We start from the raw sequence: 22,714 nt of genomic DNA, 5'->3' as shown, positions 1-22,714 counted from the left end.
AGCTCATGTTTACTCAACTTTTTAAGTTCGAATGGCAATACCATTCTAAACAATTATCATTTTATATATTTTCTATAGTCTTTTTTGTTTTTGGTTTTTTTATGTCTTCAAGAGGCCGATTAGGAGGATCAGAAATAGTACAAAGCAATTCCCCTTATCAAATAAGTTTTTTTATAGGAATGTTTAGTTTGGTATCTGTTTTTGCTATTATGTTTTATTGCGTTAATGCAATGGTTCGAGATCGACAATACCATACAGAGGGTATTATTCACAGCACACCGATAAAGAAACACTACTTTTATTGGAGTCGCTTTTCTGGAGTATTTCTGATAAGCTTATTGGTGATGACATTAGCGCTTGTAGGCTTTGGTATCGGTACTTTTTTTCCTTCGCAACCAGAAAAATTTACCCCCTTTACTATTGTTCCTTATATATGGGTCTGGTTAACTATTTTGCTTCCTAATTTATTTATTCTTGTCTCCTTATTATTCTCAATTGCTTCCCTCTCAAGAAAAGCATTGACTATTTATATTGGTGCAATTTTTATATATGCATTGTATTGGGCATGTTCTATATTCTTAAATTCACCAATGTTAGCACAGGCTGTAGCTCCTTCTCCAGAGAATATGATCATTGCAGCTTTAGCAGATCCATTTGGTTTATCAGCTTTTTTTGAACAAACCATGTATTGGACACCTCATCAAAAAAATTCTCAACTTTTGTCTTTTTCTGGTTATTTTTTTTGGAATAGGAGTATCTGGACTCTATTTTCATTGTTTTTGCTAGGCTTAACATTTAGATTATTCTCATTCAGGAAAGGAAGTCAAAAAATTAAACAGAGTAAGACTCCTTCTATAATTTACCCGTTAACAAAAAAATACACCCCAGTCTTAACTTCCCCTAAAACAAAAAAAGCACAACTTATAAGCCTGTTATCCTTAACAAAATTAGAACTAAGTACTATCTTTAAAAGCCTACCTTTTATAGCGGTATTACTGATATGGATTTTAATAGTGGTAACAGAAATATATAGTAGAGTTTTTGAAGGAGGCTCATATTATGATAGTCTATACCCAGTAACCTATCTTTTAATCGAATTAACAAAAGAAGTATTACCTATTTTAGGGTTAATTCTAATCATATTTTATAGCGGAGAACTGGTCTGGAAAGAACAAAATCTAAATTTCAATGGAATTGTGGATACCACTCCCACAGCTAATAGCACATTCTTTTTCTCAAAATATATAGCCTTACTTGTTTTACCAATGCTATTGATTTTAATCAATATTCTAATATCAGTAAGCTTCCAGATAATAGGAAATTATTTTCATTTCGAATGGCGTCAATATATTAACTTATTCTATTTCCAAGGTGTCGAAATGATCTTCTATGGGGTTTTAGCATTATGTATTCAGAACATACTGCCAAACAAATATATAGGTATGTTTGTTTCGGCAATTTTAATCTTTGTGTTTGGTAGTACTTTAAGCAGTTTTATTGGTATTGAACATCCTTTATTAAAATTAGGCAGAACACCATTAGTTCAATATAACGACCTATCAGAATATGGGTATTACTTAAAACCTTTTCATTGGTACACTCTATATTGGTTGGCTTTAGGAGGTTTTTTTGTTTTATTAGCATTTAAATTATGGAGACGAGGTAGTATCGTTAACCTTAGATCTCGCTTACATCGCCTATTTTATAATTGGACGAAATTTGAAAAAAGCATCTTTATTTCATCTATTTTACTTTTGATCGGATCCGGAAGCTTTATTTTTTATAATGTCAATGTTGTAAACGAATATGCATCTACAAATAAGCAATTAGACTTAGCCCAAGCATATGAATTAAAATTCAAGCAATATGACACCTTAGAAGAACTGTATCCTGTTGATATAAAAACAACTGTCGATATTTATCCAAATGAACAAAAATATACTGTAAAAGCTGATTATATCTTAAGCAATAAAAGTGATACTAAAATCACTACAGTTTTTATCTCTCCAAGAAAGCCACTACAATCGGTATTTCTAGAAAATGCGATCTTAATCGAATATGACTCTATTTTCAAGACTCATTTATTTAAATTAGAAAATCCACTTTTACCGGGTGAAAAAATACGTTTCAAATACCAGATAATCGTTAAAAACGAAGGCTTTGATACCAAAAATGATATTGTCAACAACGGTAGTTATCTACTACACTCTTCTTTTGAACCCTCATTAGGCTATAAAAATAGTAAAGAGATTAAAAATGCCGACGAACGCAAAAAACGCGGGTTACCTAAGTTAGAAAAAGAAAATACAGAAAATATTGACCTGCATGGTACTCCTGATAATTTGATAGGAAGAGTATCGTTTCAAACCCTGGTATCTACTCAATCAGACCAAATTGCCATTGCACCAGGAAACCTTATTAGCACATGGAAAAAAGATGACAGAAACTACTATCACTATAAAACCAATAATAAAGTATCTCCTTTACTTGGGTACTTTTCTGGACGTTATGAAGTACAAAAAGAAAAATATAATGGAGTAAGTATAGAACAGTATTTTCACCCAAAACACAATATGAATATTTCTTCAACAATGAAAGCCACGAAAGAGACATTAGCGTATTGTATTAAAAACTTTGGTAATTACTCGTTCGATCACCTTCGCATCGCAGAAATCCCATCACATTGGACGTTTGGAGGACAAGCTATGCCAGGAACGATTAGTATGGTTGAAGATAATTTTTATTTACTAGACCAAAGAAATACTCATGTTTTTGATCTCGTAGCAAAACGTACCATACATGAAGTTGCTCATCAATGGTGGGGACATATTTTAGTTCCTAAAATGACTGTAGGAGCAGGTTTTTTTATCGAAGGATTGGCTAAATACACTGAGATTGTGGTAATGGAAAAATATTATGGAAAAGGTGTGCTGTGGAATTTATCTGAAAATGCTAATAATCGGTATTTTACAGGCCGTTCTCATACATCCGAACCAGAACCACCAGCTTATTTATCAAATGGTCAAAGTTACTTGCAATATGGTAAAGATCACACTATCATGCTAGCTCTAAAAGAATTAATAGGTAGTGAAAAAATAAATACTGTATTACAAAAAATGGTTTCTAAATATGGATATAAAGATGAATTTGAAATCGTGACTTTAGATTTTCTTGAAGAATTGTATCAAGTAACTCCGCACAAGTATCATGACTTAATAGATGATTGGTTTAAGCGTATTATTACTTATGAACTAAAAATAGGTAACACTTCACATAAAAAGCTTCAAAATGGTCAATACGAGATTATTCTAGATGTAATTACAAAAAGGTTTGAAACAAAAAAACAAGGCGAAGATCTTGAAATCCCTATTAAAGAACCTATACAAATAGGTGTATTTAGAAAGCATCCTAAAAAAGTTGGTCTTGATGATGATATCCTATATTTAAAAGCACATCAGTTTAACAAACATAAATCCCAGATCAAAATAATTGTAGATGACATCCCATCTTATATAGCAATTGATCCCTATGGCACAAGGTTAGATAAAAACAGAATTGATAATATAAAAAAAGTGGACTAATCAAAGCATAAAAAATCCCAAATTCAAAAATTAGAATTTGGGATTTTATTATTTTTTAAAATAATATAATTTGCTAATCAGCTAATACTATTACTTTATTATCTTTCATTTCGATAGCTCCAGAATTGATAGGAAGTAAAGTTTCGCCATTTTCACCTTTGGTGAATTTGTCTGCTACTTCTTCCTCTAAATTCATATCTCCATACACCTTTACATTACCTTTTGCCAGTAATGATATAATAGGTGCGTGATTATCCAACATTTGAAATTCTCCATCTACACCTGGCACAGCAACCGATGTTACTTCGCCACTAAATAATACTGCTTCTGGAGTTACTATTTCTAAATACATATCTTTTAGTATTGAGTATTGAGTCGTTAGTTTGATTATAATGAGCAACCAATTGATCTCATTAAAAACTAATTTCTCAGTACTATTTATGCTTCAGCCAACATTTTCTCACCAGCTTCGATAGCTTCTTCGATAGATCCTTTAAGGTTAAATGCTGCTTCCGGTAGGTGATCTAATTCACCATCCATAATCATATTAAATCCTTTAATAGTCTCTTTAATATCTACTAAACATCCTGGGATACCTGTAAATTGTTCTGCAACGTGGAAAGGTTGTGATAAGAAACGTTGAACACGACGTGCACGTCCTACCGCTAGTTTATCATCTTCAGATAATTCTTCCATACCTAGGATGGCAATAATATCCTGTAGTTCTTTATATCGTTGTAATAGCTCTTTAACACGTTGTGCACAGTTGTAATGCTCATCACCTAAAATATCAGCTGTAAGAATTCTTGATGTAGAATCTAGAGGATCTACCGCTGGATAGATACCAAGCTCTGCAATTTTACGAGATAATACTGTTGTTGCATCTAAGTGAGCAAATGTAGTTGCTGGTGCTGGATCAGTTAAATCATCTGCAGGTACATAAACCGCTTGTACAGATGTAATAGATCCTTTCTTAGTAGAAGTAATACGTTCTTGCATCACACCCATCTCTGTTGCTAGCGTAGGTTGGTATCCTACTGCAGATGGCATACGCCCTAGAAGTGCTGACACCTCAGAACCTGCTTGCGTAAAACGGAAGATATTATCTACGAAGAAAAGCACATCTTTTCCTTGTCCATCTCCAGCTCCATCACGGAAATATTCTGCAATAGTAAGACCTGAAAGTGCAACACGTGCACGTGCCCCAGGAGGCTCATTCATCTGTCCAAATACGAAAGTAGCTTTAGACTCTTTCATTACTTCTTTATCTACTTTAGAAAGATCCCATCCTCCTTCTTCCATAGAATGCATAAAGTCATCACCATATTTGATAATTCCTGACTCTAACATCTCACGTAAAAGATCATTTCCTTCACGAGTTCTTTCTCCTACTCCTGCGAATACAGAAAGACCACCGTGACCTTTTGCAATATTGTTAATCAACTCTTGTATCAATACTGTTTTACCTACTCCGGCACCACCAAATAATCCAATCTTTCCACCTTTTGCATATGGCTCAACAAGATCAATTACTTTAATACCTGTAAATAAAACCTCTGTAGAAGTTGATAAATCTTCAAACTTTGGAGCTTGACGGTGAATTGGAAGACCATCTTTTCCTGCTTTTGGAAGTTCACCAAGACCATCAATCGCATCTCCGATTACATTAAATAGACGTCCGTATACATCTCCACCTATTGGCATTTGGATTGCAGCTCCTGTCGCAACAACTTCCATTCCTCTGCTTAATCCGTCACTGGAGTCCATGGCTATAGTACGAACAGTATCTTCTCCAATATGAGATTGTACTTCTAATACTATTTTACCACCGTCTGTTTTATTAATTTCTAATGAATCGTAAATTTTTGGTAATTCGGAACCAGCTGCGAATTCTACATCGATAACCGGACCTACAATTTGAGATACTTTACCCGTAACTTTAGACATTATCTAACTATTTAATGTTTAGTATTTAACTATATGAAAAAGATTAAAATTCTATAACTAAAAATACTTCCCTTTTTCAGGCTGCAAATATAGTCTTTTAAAATAAAAAAATAGCGCCTTTTGTTTTGTTTTTTTTAAGAGGAAAAATACAAGCTTTTGTAAGTCGTTTTTATAGGCAAAATACTGTAAAACAATATAACAGCGGTCTACGTCTTACAACTGCAAAATTATTTTCGCCCAAACAGTATAATAGCAAAGCCTGCCAAATACATTACTAACGTATAGATAGCTCCTGCAATACCAAAAGAAGTGTTTTGTAATGTGACTACAGCAATTGTAATTGCCAATGCAGAATTTTGGACACCAGACTCTACTGCAATACTTATGGCTTGAGGTTTTCTTAGTTTAAGAACATATGCAGTAGTATACCCTAATACCATACTCAACACATTTAACAAGATTGTAGGTAATCCAGCTTGCTTAAAATAAGGGATGATATTATGACTTTCCTTAACAAATAAGGCTGTAGTAATAAATACCAAAAGCACCACCGATGCTATTCGCACAGGTTTACCCATTTTAACCGCAAAATTTTCTGCTTTTGCACGAATAAACATTCCAATAAAAACTGGCACAATGACAATAAACAGTAATTGTGTTATCATTTGGGGAACATTAAGAACAACTTTTTCTGCTTCTCCTAAAAATTCTTCTAATGCAAATTGAACAATAAAAGGTATTGTAATTATGGTAATAACACTTGATATTGCTGTAAGAGAAACAGATAATGCGGTATCTCCTTTTGCTAAATGAGCTATAACATTTGAAGTCGCACCTCCAGGACAAGCAGCCAAAATCATTATACCAATAGCTATTTCTGGTTCAAGATCCAATACCGAAACTAATACATACCCTATGATAGGCAAAAACAGCAATTGATTTACTAACCCTATAGCAATAGCTTTAGGACTCTTTACAATTCTTTTAAAGTCATTAACAGTAAGAGATAATCCCATCCCAAACATTATGATCATTAAGGATACTGCAATAATTATAGTTCCGGTCTCATTCATGTACTGTTACTATTTATAATTCAAAATCATATTTATACTCTAATAAAATCTAAGGCCACACTTATATCTTGCCACATGGGTTGAAATTGAAAGTATCCTGCCAATGGGAAACCAAGTTCGGCTCTTGTTTTCATTGCAACCTCATGGTCTATTTCAATTAATTTTTCGCCTGTTTGCATAGCTAATAGTTGAGCTTGACATGTTCTTTCCATAGTAATGAACCACCATGCCGCCTCATCTACAGAGTGCCCTACGGTTATCAAGCCATGATTTTGTAATATCGCTGCTTTAGTATCACCAAGTGCAGCTGCAATTCTCTTGCCTTCTTCTAATTCATTTACAATACCAGAATAATCATTAAAAAGCGTATGGTCTTTATAAAAAGCACATGCATCTTGAGTAATGGGTAATAATTCTTGACCTAGAGCTGAAAACGTCTTACCATAAACAGAATGCGCATGGGCTGCGGCTACTACATCAGGTCTAGCTTCATGTATTTGAGAATGAATGGCAAAAGCTGCTTTATTAAGTGGCAGGTTTCCTTCTACAACATCACCTTTATGATTAACCAACAACAAATCTGCAGGAGTAATTAAATTAAATGATAATCCAAAAGGATTTACCCAAAAATGGTCTTTATGTTTAGGATCTCTTACTGTTATATGTCCAGCAACACCTTCAGAAAATCCAAACTTTCCAAAAATTCTAAAAGCACCTGTTAACTTCTTCTTTAGATATTCTCTTTCTTGTAATGCATCATTAAATTTAGGAGGAAACGGGGTATTTTGGGGAAACATTTCTAACGGTGGGTTTGGTACTGCCATATTACTTTATTTTAATTATTAATATTCAATTTTGCCTTTTTAAAAAGCAATATTTCTTGATACTCGGCATATCCTTTTTCTGTTAAATAAGGTGATAAAGTCCCCCAAAGTGCATTCATAGGAGAATCATAAGATACAGACGTATGTTTTCTATCAATAATAGATGTACTTGTACTCCAGAATGTACTAACCATCCATAAATTATGAATTATAATATCATAGTCGATCCTATCACTTTCTGGAATCAGTCTGCCTGATGCTATGAAATGATCAACCAATCTTCTTGCATCTTGAAATCTCTTGGAGGTAGCTACCTTATACCCATTCATAATCATGGGATATTCTTCTATCAAATAAGTGATATCAAGAAAAAAGAAGCTGTACTGTTTTTGTATTGCATGAAATTTTCGAAACATTTCTTCAAAATGAGAAAGCGTAATAAGCCGATCTTTGGGCATCACATCTATTGAATTACTTAATATCTCCTCCTGTATAGCGGATAATAAATTTTCCTTTTTTTTGAAATGATACGTTAAATTACCTGGGCTTATTTTCATTATATCGGCAATATCTTTAACACTAACATTAAAGAATCCTTTTTTGTTAAAAAGGGTCACAGATTGCCTTATAATTTCTGATTTAGTATTTGACATATTATCGAATTAGTACAAATATACTAATTATGTATAAATAATAGTATAAACATACTAAACTCTTAATATTATATTTTTTGTACTTTTAAATAAACCCATGTTTTATGGAAACTTATGCTACAGCTTTAAGCTATGCTATACCAGGCTTTATCATTTTAATTTTGATAGAATATTTCATTGGTCGATATATTGGAGTAGTAACCAATCAAGGTATGGATACTATTTCGAGTATTAGTTCAGGGATTACTAATACTCTTAAGAACCTTATTGGTCTTACCATTATTATTGTTAGTTACGAATGGATGGTAAATCACTTAGCCCTTATTCAAATCAAATCTACAGTTCTCACATACGTTTTAACGTTTATTGGGCTAGATTTTGCAGGATATTGGTCTCATCGTTTTAATCATACTATAAATGTATTTTGGAATAGACATATTATTCATCATAGTAGTGAAGAATTTAATTTGGCTTGTGCATTGCGTCAGAATGTTTCGGCCATCGTTTCTATTTATTTCTTTTTATACATTCCGATTGCACTAATAGGTATTCCTGCTCACATTGTAGCTTTTATCGCTCCTATTCATTTTTTTGCACAGTTCTGGTACCATACCAAATTAATTAACAAAATGGGGATACTTGAATACATTATTGTTACTCCATCTCATCATAGAGTTCATCACGCTATTAATACAAAATATCTTGATAAAAACTATTCTGAAATTTTTATAATTTGGGATAAAATTTTCGGAACATTTCAAGAAGAGTTATCTGAAAAACCTCCTGTATATGGCGTTAAAAAACCAGTTAACACTTGGAATCCTTTCTTGATTAATTTTATGCATTTTTGGGGCATCCTAAAAGATGCTTGGCGTACCAAAAACTGGTTGGATAAAATCAAAATATGGTTCATGCCTACAGGTTGGAGACCCGAGGATATAAAAGAAACATATCCGATTCTAGTTACCACAAATCCCTACAACAGGAAAAAATACGAAACCAACAACTCCTTACTATTAAAACTATGGTCGTGGACACAACTTGTTATTACGACAACACTAATGTATCATCTATTGATTAGTGTTGGCGATTTAGAATTTACTCAAATCTTATACTATGCTGCATTTCTAGCCATTTCAATATTTGCCTATACCTCATTGATGGACAAACACAATATCGCACTATATGCCGAAATAGTAAAAACCCTACTTGGAGCATATTTTATCAAACTATATGGTGGATGGTTTTATATTGACACTCTATTTAGCAGAGGGACTTATATTATAGGCATATACATTGTAGCATCATTATTATTTTCCATCTACTTTCAATTTTTTGAAAAAAACAATTAAGATCTTATCTAACAATCTATTGTACCAATAAAAAAATGCCCTCGAAAACGAAGGCATCTTGTATTATTTTTTAAGTTATTTACTGAAGCATTGCCGAGTAAAAAGTGGGGTAGTCGGCTGCTTTAACCATAGGTAAATTAGAGCCATAAGTTGTATTAATAGCTTCTGCCGCTTTATTAGCCAAGAATGCATACCCTCTTGCTGTAGGATGTACTCCATCAAGAGAAAATAATCCTCCAAAAACTAAATTTCCCTGTATTAAAAACTCATCAAACTGCAATCCACCTGCAGAAACCTGATCTAAAAGTTCATTTGCATTTACAAAAGCTAAACCAGCTCCCTGAACTGCAGCATTAATAACTCCATTAAATTGCTCTGTGGCAGTAGCGATTTCTTGTTGTTCTTCTGGCGTTAATACCCATTTATCTTCTAAAGGCAACGCGACTCCATTTACAGACAAAGGATTATTTGGATCGGCAAGTGTTCCTATAAAACTACTAGCCGGCAATACCAACAGGTCCTCTGCAGTAGCTTGTCTTATACTCACTAATTGCATATTGATTCCCGTTAAGTTGGTTAAATTTTCATCAAAAATTACAACAGCATTACCTTCACCTTCTGAAAAAGTAATTGTTCTTTTAGCTATTTCTAAATCAGCATTTTCTTGAGTAATAGCTCCATTACCTACTAAAAAAGCAAATGCCCCTACAATACCTGCATTATAATTAGCATATGCGGCATTTACGGCTGCAGCCGTAGCAGCATCTAAAGGAACTGGATTATGTGGAACAGTCGTAAAATGAGCAATAGAAGTTACATCAGGAATATTAAATGCAACACCTTTTGCACTTCCTGAGGTGAGTGTTGCAATAAGTCCATTATATGCATCTGTAAACATCCCAATATCTGTTATAGGATCTGTTCCATCCCCTCCAGATAAGGCATATCCTAAAACATCATTGTTACCAATCCAAAGAGAGAAAAAAGTTGGGTTTTGTGCCATTGCGTCTCCTAACACCGTGGCCGTTCCACCAGAAGCAATTCTCGCAAAATAAGGGTTTGCTGTTCCCATAGCCACTCCTGGAATACTACCATATCCCGGTGCCAATAAATGAAAACTTTTTGCACCCGGAATTCCCATATTATTAAATGATCCCGATAATGTACTTGTTACTTCTGTGGTGGGTTTTTCTGGTTCAAGATCAGTAGGTGGAGTAACTCCCAATGGAGTTGGACCCGATAAGCTAGGAGGAGCCGGATCTGGATCACTATAAAAATAAAGTCTAGGTCCCTGTATTTGATTTCCACCTAATAACAATCCACCTATATTATCATTCATTAAAGGCTGTTTAAATTCACCACCACCTGCCAAAGCAAATTGCTGTGCTAAAATATTTGGCATAGAATTCTCTTGTCCAGCAATAAATAGGGCATTATCTGTAAATCCCGCTGTCAACGAATTTCCTAAAGCCACAAATGTCGAAAAATCAGCCGATCCAGAAGTGATCGGAACTTGATTTTCTGTTTCTGGAGTATCATCATCAGAATCACATGCAAGAAATCCAAAAATTAATAGCGGTAATAACCATTTATATTGAGTATTCATCTGTTTTGTTTTAATTGTACATTTCTAATTAATTACTATAAATTGTTTATAGTTAAGCCAATATAGTATTGAGAACCTATGAGTCCTGTACCAAAGGCAGTAAAGTATTCATCTCCACCTATATTGGTTGCACCTGCTTTAAGAGAAGTCTTCAATTTTGGAATCTTATAACTTATTTGTGCATCTATTACAGAAAAAGATGGCACATCTCCATTTTCAAAAGGTGCTTCCCAGAAATAATCATCACTCCATCTATAACTTGTATTAAATCCAAAATTATTAAAAAGGTCTGCTTTTCCGAAAGATGCTTTTACTTTGTGTTTTGGAGTGTTAAAGTTTGTTTGAAAATCCGGATCTCTAGCTTTATCAAAATCTTGTTCGGCATAGGTATAATTTACTCCTATATTAAAACCTGCAATTTTAGTATCCACTCCTGCTGTAACACCAAAAGAAGTAATATCTACATCAGAATTCGTGTACGCTTGATACACCGTGAAATCTCTATTTTGAAGGGCTAGTAACGATAGTGCATTATCACCAACTTGACCGTAATATGGTACGATCACATTCTCTGTAGAAATAAAGTCTTTGTATTGGTTATAATACCCGCTAACATCAACAATAAATTTTTTGAGTTTTCCTCTATATCCTACCTCGAAAGCTGTTACTTTTTCGGGTTGTACAATTTGCGAACTTGCAGCTTCGGGTGCACCATTTGCTACAGAGGTCACTGAAAAAGCATTTTCATAAGCGGCTCTACCAGTTATGGTAACACTATTACCTCCTATAATAGTTTGACCCGCTCCACTAACATCATCAAACACCCTTACGTCTCTATCTAAATTATCCGGTGCAGAACCTACTAATATTGCTCTTCCAACATCTAATCCTATATATAAATCTTGAGTTGTTGGGTTTCTAAATCCAGTTTGTACAGAAGCACGTAAATTATGATTTCTATTTTCGCCTACTGTGTACCCTACAGAAACCCTTGGTGATAAGTTACCATCAAATAATTCAGCTTTATCATAACGTACAGACGCTGTTATTTTTAATCGTTCATCAGCTAATTTTTTTTGCAACTGCGTATATATCCCAAATTCTGAATATCGAATAGGACCATCAAAATCAGTAAAAATTGTACCTGAAGAATTTAATTTATATTCTCTGAAAGATCCTCCGACCTGAATGTCTGCAAAATCAGCTGTTAAGTGACTAAAATTATAGTTAACATCTGCATGTTTTAATTGTGTAGCATCCTGAAACTTAGAACCTGTAGCTAAGTTTGGGTCATTTATCACTTGATTAAAAGCACTAGCAAATTCTGCTGTTCCAGGAATTAATCTTCCTGTATCTGCAGTTTGTCTAGCAATAGCATGTGCTTGTTCTGGGAGCACTCCTTGTAAGCTAGCAGTGGCAAAAGCTCCTGCATATTCTCCAAACCAAGTGTTATCATCTTTCCAACTTCTATTAATATTTATACCTGTAAAACGAGTATCATAGGAATCTCCCGCATCTTCATCGGTAAAGTATCCTCTAACAAAAAAATTGTTGTTTTTAAATTCTAGTTTATGTTGTTGTAAGAAAAAATTCTTAATAGAATATCTATTTGCACCCTGATAAATAGTAGTTCCTCTACCTACTTTTGCTTGATAAATGATTTCAAAATCATTGGCGAAAGGCCTATAATGTAGTGCTGCATCAAACTTAACACTTTCTGCCCTATTGGCATTTAAATCTAATTCATTATATCCAGTCCTACTTACATCTTCATCAGGCAATAAGTTTTGAGCTCCTGCTGGTAATATACCGGCGTTTACTAGCGCCTGCCCAACACCTCTTATATTTGTACTTACCTCATCACCATAAACATTAAGTCCATCATAAGCAGGATCTGTACGATCAGTAGCTGGGTTTAAAACATTAACTGTACTTGATGCAGCCCAATCTGTACCTCTTAAATAGGAGAAATTTACTTTTGCAGCAAATTTATCAGAAAATTTATGGGCAAGTCTGATTCCATAATCATAGAACTCATTATCACCCGCAACATCTTGAGAGGTTATACCCCCTTTAAAATATGCACTAATTCCTGTATGATCAAATGGGTTTTTACTGGTCATAAATAAAATCCCATTAAATGCATTAGCCCCATATAAGGCCGAAGAAGCACCTGGTAATAGTTCAATACTATTTACATCCAACTCTGTGATACCTAAAAGATTCCCCAAAACAAAATTCAGTGCTGGAGAAGAGTTATCCATACCATCTACTAATTGAACAAAACGGTTATTTGCAAATGTGGTAAACCCTCTTGTATTTATTGACTTAAAGGTTAAACTATTGGTATTAATATCAACTCCTTTTAGATTCTCTAAACCATCGTAGAAATCAGCAGCTGGGGTATTTTTTATTTGCTTGATTCCAAAACGCTCAACACTCACTGGTGACTCAAAAATACGTTCTGGTGTTCTTGATGCTGAAATTACCACTTCGTCTAACTCTGTACCTTCTTTAAGAGTAATTGTTATATCAGATGTATCAGACGATATTGTTATGGTATTTGCTTCGAATCCCACACTACTAACTAGAAGAGTGAAGGGAGGTGATTGATCAACTGTTAGGGAAAATAACCCATCAAAGTCCGTAACCGTACCCACAGCAGACCCTTGTACTTTAATATTAGTTCCAGGGATTGGTTGATTATTATCATCCACAACCTTCCCCTTAACTGTTGTTTGTGCAGTAGTAATACTACTTACTATCAGCATTATTGCTAATGTAATTGTTCTCATACCCCTTTATTTTATAATTATAAGAACAATATACGTTTTTTTAGGAATTATTTAATAAAATAGCCAAATCTTTGTGTTTTTACATCATTAACAAGCATAAATTAGCAGTATTGTTAATGTGGATATTAGCAGTAAATTTGTTTAAGATTTTTTAAAGAGTGGAATAAAAAAGCCTGTCTGATAAAAATCAAACAGGCTTAAAATATTTTAATGATACTATTTTTCTTATAGATTATTTATAATCAAACCTATATAGTACTGAGAACCAATAAATCCAGAGCCAATAGCCGTAAAGTACTCTTCTCCAGTAATATTATTAGCTCCAATTTTTAGTTTAGTTTTAAGCTTAGGAATAGCATAGTTAATTTGTGCATCAACAACAGTAAAAGAAGGTATCATTCCTGTTCCGAAATCTGATTCCCAAAGGTATTCGTCACTCCATCTTCCGCTCACATTAAAACCAAAATTCTTAAACAACTCTTCTTTACCAAATGTTGCTTTTACCTTATGTTTAGGCGTATTAAAGCTACTCACAAAATCAGGATCTTTACTTTGATCAAAGTCTTGTTCAGCAAAAGTATAATTCACTCCTAAGTCAAAACCTTTAACTTGAGTTGTTACACCTGCGATAAAACCATAAGAGCTAATATCCACATCAGAATTAGTAGAAGCTGTAAATATTTTTCTAGTCTGAATATTTGCAGCAGCAGCAGCAGCAGCAGCTTGTTCAGCTGGTGTACCATTTACTCTACCTACACCTGGAACTATTACACTTTCATTAGCAATAAAGTCTTCATATTGGTTATAGTACACACTACCATCTAAAACAACAGATCCAAATTGTGCTCTATATCCAACTTCGTAAGCCGTAATTTTTTCAGGCTTTACAATATCAATATCTGCTGCTACAGGATTTCCTTCGAGCACAGATCTAGCCGAGAAAGAATTCTCGTAAGCATCTCTTCCTGTAATTTGGTTACCAGAAGGGTCTTGGATAACATATCTATCAAGGTTATCAGGTGCAGAACCAAGTAAAGCATTTGCTCCGATATCTAAACCAATATATAAATCTTGGGTAGTTGGGTTTCTAAAACCTGTTTGTATAGATGCACGAAGGTTACGATTTCTGTTAGCTCCTAAAGTATATCCAACAGAAAATCTTGGAGAGAAATTACCGTCAAATAACTGAGACTTATCATAACGAACAGATCCAGTAATTTTTAATCTATCATCTAACAATTTCTTTTGAACTTGAGTATATACCCCAAATTCTGAATACTTAATAGGTCCATCGGCATCAGTAAAAACAGTACCAAAAGAATTTAGTTTATATTCTCTAACAGAACCACCCACTTGAATATCTGCAAACTCACCAGTAATATGACTAAAATTATAATTGGCGTCTGCATGTGTAAATTGTGATTCATCTTTCACTCTAGATCCTTCTGTTAAATCAGGATTTGCTGTTACCGCATCAAAAGCTGCGTTAAATTCAGGAGTCCCTGGAATTAAACGTCCAGTTTCTGCTACTTGTCTAGCAGCAACATGAGCTTGTTCTTCTGATCCAGTAGCGCCTAAAGCTGCAAGATAAGCTCCTGCATATTCTGCGAACCACTGATTGTCACTTTTCCATGCTCTGTTAACATTTATACCTGTAAAACGAATATCATATGAATCTCCTGCATCAGAAGCGGTCACATACCCTCTTACAAAGAAGTTATCATTTTTAACTTCTAATTTATGTTGTTGTGAAAAGAAATTTCTTAATGAAGTTCTATTGGCATCTTGAGTAACAGTAGTACCTCTACCAAACCTTCCGTTATAAATAACTTCAAAATCATTTGCAAACGGTCTATAGTGTAAAGCTGCATCAAATTTTAAACTCTCAGCATCATTTTCGTTAAGGTCTGCTTCATTATAACCAGTTCTACTTACCAAAGTATTTGGTAATAAGCTTGCCTGAGCTGGAGTTAATAAGTTATTTTGTACCAATTGCGCTCCAACTCTGTCTAAGGTTTGTGCAACAACATCTCCATATACATTCACTCCATCATAACCAGGATCATTTTCTCTTGTAGAATTTGGGTTTCTTAAATCTTGTTTATCTGCAGCAACCCAGTCAGTACCTTTTAATATAGATAAATTTACTTTGGCAGCGAACTTATCTGAAAAAGCATGTGCTATTCTTACACCTACATCATAAAACTCATTATCTCCTGCAGCATCTTGAGAAGTAATACCACTTTTTGCATAAGCACTAATTCCTTGATGATCGAATGGGTTTCTACTATTCATAAATAGTATCCCGTTAAATGCATTCGCACCATATAAGGCCGAAGATGCTCCAGGTAGTAATTCTACACTTTGCACATCTAATTCACTCATACCAATAAGGTTTCCTAACACAAAATTAAGTGCTGGTGCTGTATTATCAATACCATCAACTAATTGTACAAATCTTGTATTCGCAAAAGTTGCAAAACCTCTAGTGTTAATTGACTTTAATGTTAAACTATTGGTATTAATATCAACACCTTTTAAATTTTCAAGACCGCCATAAAAATCTGCAGAAGCCGTATTCTTAATTTCTTTTGCACCAAATCTCTCGATACTTACAGGTGATTCAAATAATCTTTCTGGCGCTCTAGATGCAGAAATTACTAATTCATCTAAAAAAGTAATGTCTTCTAAGACAATTGTAATGTCTTGTCCTGCTGAAGTAACTTCATACGTAGTGGGATCAAAACCAATACTGCTAGCCTCTAAAGTAATAGGGTAGTCTTTGTCTGATGTTAACGTAAAATTTCCATCAAAATCTGAGATTGTAGAAATTGATGTCCCTTTTATTGTAATACTAACGCCTGGAATTGGTGCATCGAAGCCATCAATAACCCGACCAGTGATTACATTCTGTGAGATGCCTATGGTACTGACCAAAAACATTAGAACTAGTGTAATTGTTTTCATAAGTAGATTCTTAATTTATTTAAGTCGATTGTTTTCTTATGCATGCACAAGAAATTTCACAATTGGGATGCAAAAGTACAATTTTTTGATTAAAAACAAAGTTAAATTGCTTTTTAACGTTAAAAAATGTTGTTTAGCGATTATAAATGTTAAGGTAATTATAAAAAATTAAGTTTTCTTTAAACCTTAATTTTACGTAAGTAACTGACTAATAGGCATGTATTTAAATTTAGGAAAAATATTTCAAAAAACATCAATTAATCCAACATATCTAAACTTATCTATTTAAACGAATAAAAACACCTATAAAAAGCAACAAAATCTATTTATATATAAAGAAAAACCGCCAAAAAGGCGGTTTTCAACGTTTTTCTAAAGAAGCAAGATACTTTTATTCAACCGTTACAGATTTTGCCAAGTTTCTAGGTTGATCAACATTCTTGTCTAACATTACGGCTATATGATAAGATAATAACTGTAATGGTATTGTTGAAAGTAGTGGCGTCAAAAATTCTTCAGTTTCTGGTATTTCGATCACATGATCTGCCAATCCTTTTACGGTAACATCTCCTTCTGTAACTATACCTATAATCTTTCCTTTTCGAGATTTGATTTCTTGAATATTACTAACTACTTTCTCGTAATGACCTTTTTTAGTAGCAATAACCACTACAGGCATTTGCTCATCTATAAGAGCAATCGGCCCATGTTTCATTTCTGCAGCAGGGTAACCTTCTGCATGAATATAGGAAATCTCTTTTAGCTTTAATGCTCCTTCTAATGCAACTGGAAAATTGTACCCTCTTCCTAAATACAAGAAATTCTTTGCATCTTTATATGTTCTAGCGATATCCTTAATATGCTCATTCGATTCTAAGGCTAGTTTTACTTTTTCAGGTATTCTTTCAAGTTCTTGCAAATAGTAATGGAAATTGCTATTTGATATTGTTCCTTTTCTCTCTGCTAATTTTAAAGCAATTAATGAAAGAATTGTGATTTGTGTTGTAAATGCTTTTGTTGAAGCTACTCCTATTTCAGGTCCAGCATGAGTGTAGGCTCCTGCATGCGTTTCTCTAGATATAGATGATCCAACCACATTACAAACCCCAAAAACAAAAGCTCCATTTTCTTTGGCTAGTTTTATCGCTGCCATGGTATCTGCAGTTTCACCACTTTGAGATATTGCTATAACAACATCATCTTGATGAATAACAGGGTTTCGATATCTAAATTCTGAAGCATATTCTACTTCAACAGGAAGTCTTACTAATTCTTCAAAAATATATTCTGCAACTAGACCTGCATGCCATGAAGTTCCGCAGGCAATAATAATAATACGTTTAGCATTAAGAAGTTTTGCTAAATTATCATCGATACCCGCCATTTTAATAATACCTTCTGCAACTCTCATTCTACCTCTGTAGGTATCACTAATCGCATTAGGTTGTTCATAAATCTCTTTAAGCATAAAATGGTCATATCCACCTTTTTCTATTTGCTCAAGGTTGATCTGTAGCTCCTGAAGATATGGTTCTATAATGCTATCATCTTTTATCTTCCTTACCTTTACTTTTTTATCTCTTCTAACAATTGCCATTTCCCCATCTTCAAGGTATATAGCATTATTTGTGTATTCTAAAAATGGCGAAGCATCAGAAGCAATAAAAAACTCATCCTCTCCAACGCCTATAGCCAAAGGACTTCCTAGTCTTGCTACTACAATTTCATCTGGCTTTTCTTTATCAAAAACAGCAATTGCATAAGCTCCTACAGTCTGATTCAAAGCTATTTGAACAGCTTTTCCTAGCTTGACATTTTCTTTAGTTTTAACATCTTCTATTAAGTTAACTAATACCTCTGTATCTGTTTCTGAAGTAAACGAATACCCTCTATTAGACAACTCTTTACGAAGTGATTCATAATTCTCGATAATACCATTATGAATAATTACTAGATTACCTGAATTAGAATAGTGAGGATGTGAATTCACATCATTAGGAACACCATGTGTTGCCCATCGAGTATGACCTATCCCAATATTACCTTTTGTTGGTATTTCTTTAACTAGTCTTTCTTCTAGATCAACAACTTTACCTTTGGTTTTTGACAATTTAATCTCATTACCATCATAAAGAGCAATTCCTGCTGAATCATACCCTCTATACTCCAATCTTTTTAATCCTTTTAAAACAATTGGATAGGCTTCTCTATGACCTATATATCCTACTATTCCACACATGATTTATTTTTTTCCGGTTAATTTAGTTAGTTTTTAGACTCTGTATAAAAAATATCAAGTTTTAAACTTTTTGCTTCGGGAACACCTGCTCCATTACCAAAAAGAATTGTTCCTTCATGAGAAACTATGGATGAGGTAGGGATAATCTCATCTATATTTGTTGCTGTGTCTCCTACGACACTTGTAACTGCGTTTACATTTTGTGAGATACAAACACCAAATTTAATATTATCAAGATCATTATCATTTAAAAGATTAATGATATGTTGTGTAATTCTTATTCTATAAAAATCTCCTGCATCATCAGAATCTCTAGTAATTCTACCTAAATGATTAGGTATAGAATTTAATGGTGTATTAAAATCTACTAATCTAAAAGTGACATCTAGAGTATAATCTGCTATAATTGCTCCTGTCTCTAGATTAAAAATATAAATTCTCTCTGGTTCTAATTCAGGATCATTAATATTAAGTGCATCTTGATCTATATAGAATTTAAAACTTGCATCATTTATCAACCAATCTCTACTTCTTAAAAAATCCAGTTCTGTCTTTACCTTTTGAGCGTCTGTAGGGTTATCAATAAAAACAGGTCCTCCATCCTGATCTAACACAAAATCACCATCAGCATCTGTTTCTACATATTTATTAAACAGATCAAGTACTGCATATGAGCCATCTCCTCCTTTAAGATATAGCTTTTCTTCTCCATTAACTTTATCCTGATTTTCTGATTTTAACTCTTCGGCTATAGTGGGTTCAAAATCTGTTCTAATATCATTAACAATAGTACCGCCAAATGTTAAAGTAAGTACTTCCTCATCCCTTGTCGGATTACCATCGCTATCATTAGCCCCATCATTTGTATAATGTAGTGTAAAAGTGATACCCTGAGAATTCAAATATAGTAAATTACCAGAATCACTTACAGCTTCAGCTTTGAGGTAAATACCTCTAAAAAAGTTATTGAAATTATCTTGATTACTTAACTCTATACCATCTTCTTTATCTAAAAATTGTGCTTTAAAACTGTCTAAAACAACTTTTCCCGGGTTACCGGCAACAGTAGGATCATCTTTAAATGCCACTCTTAATTGAGGCGGTATTCTAGTTCTATCAGGTGCTGTATTATCATCGCTACCACCATCATCAGGAACGGTAGTAATTACCTCTGATGCAGATGGCACAAAATTATCATTACTATATAATAAAGTCCCTTCAACTGCGGCACCAAAACTCTCTATATCATTAGAATAGTATATCTGTCTATCGTTTGTAGCAGGATCAAAATCTCTTAAAAAATAATTTGATTGATAAATTGATAATTTAAAAGGATTGCTTTGATATATAGAATCTAAGGTATAGACAGTCTCATTTTCTGTGACATCAACAGTAGTACCATCAGGTTGAGTAAGTGTAACATCAACTTGTCTTGTTTCTGTTCTTGTACTTATGTACGGTATACTCACAACCACACTATCTAAAACAGGATTATTCCCAAACTGTGGATTAAACTGGCTTGGGATAAGTTGAGATAAAATCCCATATGTAGTCTGACCGTAAACCGGGTCATTATACACTCCCAATAATCTAGCATGATTAATTGGTTGAGTATTCTGAGTATATGTCAAGTTTCCTGTTTGAACTCTATCAAACTTTTTGCTATACGCTACTGGTCTTGCTATATATTGTCGATCTTCAAAATTTATTCCTCCTATAACTTCGCTACCAACCGAATTAAAATCATCATCACAAGATAAAAAAGTACATATAACAACAACAATTGTTGTTATTCTAATTAAAGCGTTCATCAATTTCATTAATTTATATCTGTTGTTCTTACTCTACAGATAGAATTTATATCAAAATTTATAAGCATAGTAGCTCATATTATTTTAATTATACCAATACTTCTGTTTGATAGAAGGCTTCGTAGGCATCTGCAAATTCATCTGGTTGTTTATATTCTAGTACAGGCTGGTCTACATTTTCTAAATATTTTACAAGCTCATCAGGAATTTTCTCTGATCCTACAATTACAGCATCAGAGTTATCTATAGCAACTTTCATAACATTATTATATGTTGGCTGCTCTAGAACGCTAATTTTCTCTTCATCGATTCCATCAAACTTGACTTTACCCATCATATTCTTATCCAAAATACCTTCATAACCATGATCGTATACCGAGGTAACTATCTTGCTATGTCCAAATAATGGTTCATTTGCATAATAATTTTTAAGATATAACGGTAAAAGAGATGCTAACCACCCATGAACATGAATTACATCTGGAGACCAATTCAATTTTTTCACAGTTTCAATAACTCCCTTAGCAAAAAAGATTGCGCGTTCGTCATTATCTGGAAACAAATTGCCATCCTCGTCAGTAAGCGTAGCTTTTCTTTTAAAATAGTCCTCATTATCAATAAAATAAACTTGCATACGCTCTTTTGGTATGGAAGCTACTTTAATAATTAAAGGCATATCCAAATCGTTTATTACCAGATTCATTCCCGAAAGACGGATCACCTCATGCAATTGGTGTCTTCTTTCGTTAATATTGCCATATCTAGGCATAAAAATTCGTATTTGCCCTCCTTTGCTGTTCACCATCCTTGGTGCTTCAAAAGACATTGACGAGATTTCGGTCTCTGGTAGGTAAGGTATTACTTCTGATGATACATACAATATCCTCTTATCTTTCATATAATCGATACTTTTATCGTCCTCCTTGTGGAATTAATTTTGCAAAATTACGAAAATTTATGCAGTCTGCTAGTAATATCTTATTTTTGCACCCTTTAAGTTATAGACCAATGCAGGTACACGAAAAAAGACGAGACATTATAAACTATGTTGCAAGTCTTAAAAAAAAGCAGAAAACTATAGGTTTTGTGCCTACTATGGGAGCCTTACACAAAGGTCATCTTGCATTAGTAGAGCGAGCAATTCAAGAAAATAATATTGTGATTGTTAGCATATTTGTGAACCCTACACAATTTAATAATTCCGAAGATTTAGTGAATTACCCAAGAACTTTAACATCAGATGTTAAGCTTTTATCAAGCTTATCGTCTAATAACATTGTAGTTTTTGCTCCTAAACCTGAAGAAGTGTATACCGAGCAAGTCTCTTCGATTTCGTATGATTTTCATGGATTAGAACATGAAATGGAAGGGAAATTTCGCCCTGGACATTTTGACGGCGTAGGAACTGTACTCAAACATTTGTTTACTATAGTCTCTCCTACAAAAGCATATTTTGGTGAAAAAGATTTTCAGCAGTTACAAATTGTGAAAAAATTGGTTGAGATTGAAAACATGAAAATACAGATTATTGGTTGTCCTATCTATCGGGAGGAAAGTGGATTAGCCTTAAGCTCAAGAAACAAAAGGTTAAACGAGCTACAGCTAAAAACCGCACCTATTATCTATAAGACACTCAAACAAGTACAAAAAGACTTTGGCACAAAAAGTGTTACTAAACTAGATGAATGGGTATCTAAACAATTTGAGAACAATGAGGTGCTTACACTAGAATATTTTGAAATTGCCAAGGTGTCTGACTTAAAATCTATTAAGCAAAAACAAAAAGAAACAAAATATAGAGCATTTATTGCAGTATTTGCTGGTAAAATAAGACTCATAGATAATATTGCCCTAAATTAAAAATAA

At 33.6% G+C, this 22,714-nt stretch carries 14 protein-coding genes; 3 read left to right on the top strand and 11 right to left on the bottom strand.

Annotated features, from left to right (window positions below; genetic code table 11):
- The first annotated feature begins 5 nt into the window (after window positions 1–5).
- Entirely contained in the window at window positions 6–3,581 is a 3,576-nt protein-coding gene (locus AWE51_RS16970; RefSeq protein ID WP_066316360.1) for an ABC transporter permease/M1 family aminopeptidase, read from the top strand.
- 73 nt (window positions 3,582–3,654) lie between these two features.
- On the opposite strand, the gene AWE51_RS16965 is transcribed toward AWE51_RS16970, so the two are convergent.
- The 5 genes from AWE51_RS16965 to AWE51_RS16945 form a co-directional block, all read right to left on the bottom strand.
- Window positions 3,655–3,933, bottom strand: coding sequence for a F0F1 ATP synthase subunit epsilon (locus AWE51_RS16965; protein ID WP_066315724.1), 279 nt, complete (start codon window positions 3,931–3,933; stop codon window positions 3,655–3,657).
- A gap of 86 nt (window positions 3,934–4,019) precedes the next feature.
- On the bottom strand, window positions 4,020–5,528 hold the full coding sequence (gene atpD, locus AWE51_RS16960; RefSeq protein ID WP_066315722.1) for a F0F1 ATP synthase subunit beta: 1,509 nt from the start codon (window positions 5,526–5,528) through the stop codon (window positions 4,020–4,022).
- Between the two features lie 227 nt (window positions 5,529–5,755).
- Window positions 5,756–6,601: a bile acid:sodium symporter family protein gene (locus AWE51_RS16955; protein WP_066315720.1), complete on the bottom strand. Its 846-nt coding sequence runs from the start codon at window positions 6,599–6,601 to the stop codon at window positions 5,756–5,758.
- Window positions 6,602–6,633: 32 nt separating this feature from the next.
- A complete protein-coding gene (locus tag AWE51_RS16950) occupies window positions 6,634–7,425 on the bottom strand; it encodes a class II aldolase/adducin family protein (protein WP_082832487.1) in 792 nt (263 codons plus the stop codon).
- Window positions 7,426–7,436: 11 nt separating this feature from the next.
- Entirely contained in the window at window positions 7,437–8,078 is a 642-nt protein-coding gene (locus AWE51_RS16945) for a TetR/AcrR family transcriptional regulator (protein ID WP_066315718.1), read from the bottom strand.
- A 104-nt stretch (window positions 8,079–8,182) separates the two neighbouring features.
- Between AWE51_RS16945 and AWE51_RS16940 the strand changes: the two genes are divergently transcribed.
- Complete coding sequence (locus AWE51_RS16940) at window positions 8,183–9,430, top strand: sterol desaturase family protein (protein ID WP_066315716.1); 1,248 nt, start codon at window positions 8,183–8,185, stop codon at window positions 9,428–9,430.
- 79 nt (window positions 9,431–9,509) lie between these two features.
- Here AWE51_RS16940 and AWE51_RS16935 read toward each other — a convergent pair whose 3' ends face one another.
- The 6 genes from AWE51_RS16935 to AWE51_RS16910 form a co-directional block, all read right to left on the bottom strand.
- Window positions 9,510–11,036 (bottom strand): SGNH/GDSL hydrolase family protein, encoded by a 1,527-nt coding sequence (locus tag AWE51_RS16935; RefSeq protein WP_066315709.1) that lies wholly within the window; start codon window positions 11,034–11,036, stop codon window positions 9,510–9,512.
- Window positions 11,037–11,071: 35 nt separating this feature from the next.
- Window positions 11,072–13,831, bottom strand: a complete 2,760-nt coding sequence (locus AWE51_RS16930) for a TonB-dependent receptor (RefSeq protein ID WP_066315706.1) — start codon at window positions 13,829–13,831, stop codon at window positions 11,072–11,074.
- Window positions 13,832–14,056: 225 nt separating this feature from the next.
- Window positions 14,057–16,798: a TonB-dependent receptor gene (locus AWE51_RS16925; RefSeq protein WP_066315703.1), complete on the bottom strand. Its 2,742-nt coding sequence runs from the start codon at window positions 16,796–16,798 to the stop codon at window positions 14,057–14,059.
- A 391-nt stretch (window positions 16,799–17,189) separates the two neighbouring features.
- Window positions 17,190–19,037 carry a glutamine--fructose-6-phosphate transaminase (isomerizing) gene (glmS, locus tag AWE51_RS16920; RefSeq protein WP_066315701.1) on the bottom strand — a complete coding sequence of 616 codons (1,848 nt, stop codon included), beginning with the start codon at window positions 19,035–19,037 and terminating at the stop codon, window positions 17,190–17,192.
- A gap of 26 nt (window positions 19,038–19,063) precedes the next feature.
- Window positions 19,064–20,857 carry a DUF4270 domain-containing protein gene (locus AWE51_RS16915; RefSeq protein ID WP_082832486.1) on the bottom strand — a complete coding sequence of 598 codons (1,794 nt, stop codon included), beginning with the start codon at window positions 20,855–20,857 and terminating at the stop codon, window positions 19,064–19,066.
- A gap of 79 nt (window positions 20,858–20,936) precedes the next feature.
- A complete protein-coding gene (locus AWE51_RS16910) occupies window positions 20,937–21,746 on the bottom strand; it encodes a glycogen/starch synthase (RefSeq protein ID WP_066315699.1) in 810 nt (269 codons plus the stop codon).
- Between the two features lie 110 nt (window positions 21,747–21,856).
- Here AWE51_RS16910 and panC point away from each other — a divergent pair, with 110 nt between their 5' ends.
- Complete coding sequence (panC, locus tag AWE51_RS16905) at window positions 21,857–22,708, top strand: pantoate--beta-alanine ligase (protein ID WP_066316358.1); 852 nt, start codon at window positions 21,857–21,859, stop codon at window positions 22,706–22,708.
- The last annotated feature ends 6 nt before the right edge of the window (window positions 22,709–22,714 follow it).

This window comes from Aquimarina aggregata, from assembly GCF_001632745.1.
GTDB lineage: Bacteria > Bacteroidota > Bacteroidia > Flavobacteriales > Flavobacteriaceae > Aquimarina > Aquimarina aggregata.
Note: the sequence above shows the minus strand (reverse complement) of the source record. Positions and strands in the feature narration are given on the sequence as shown.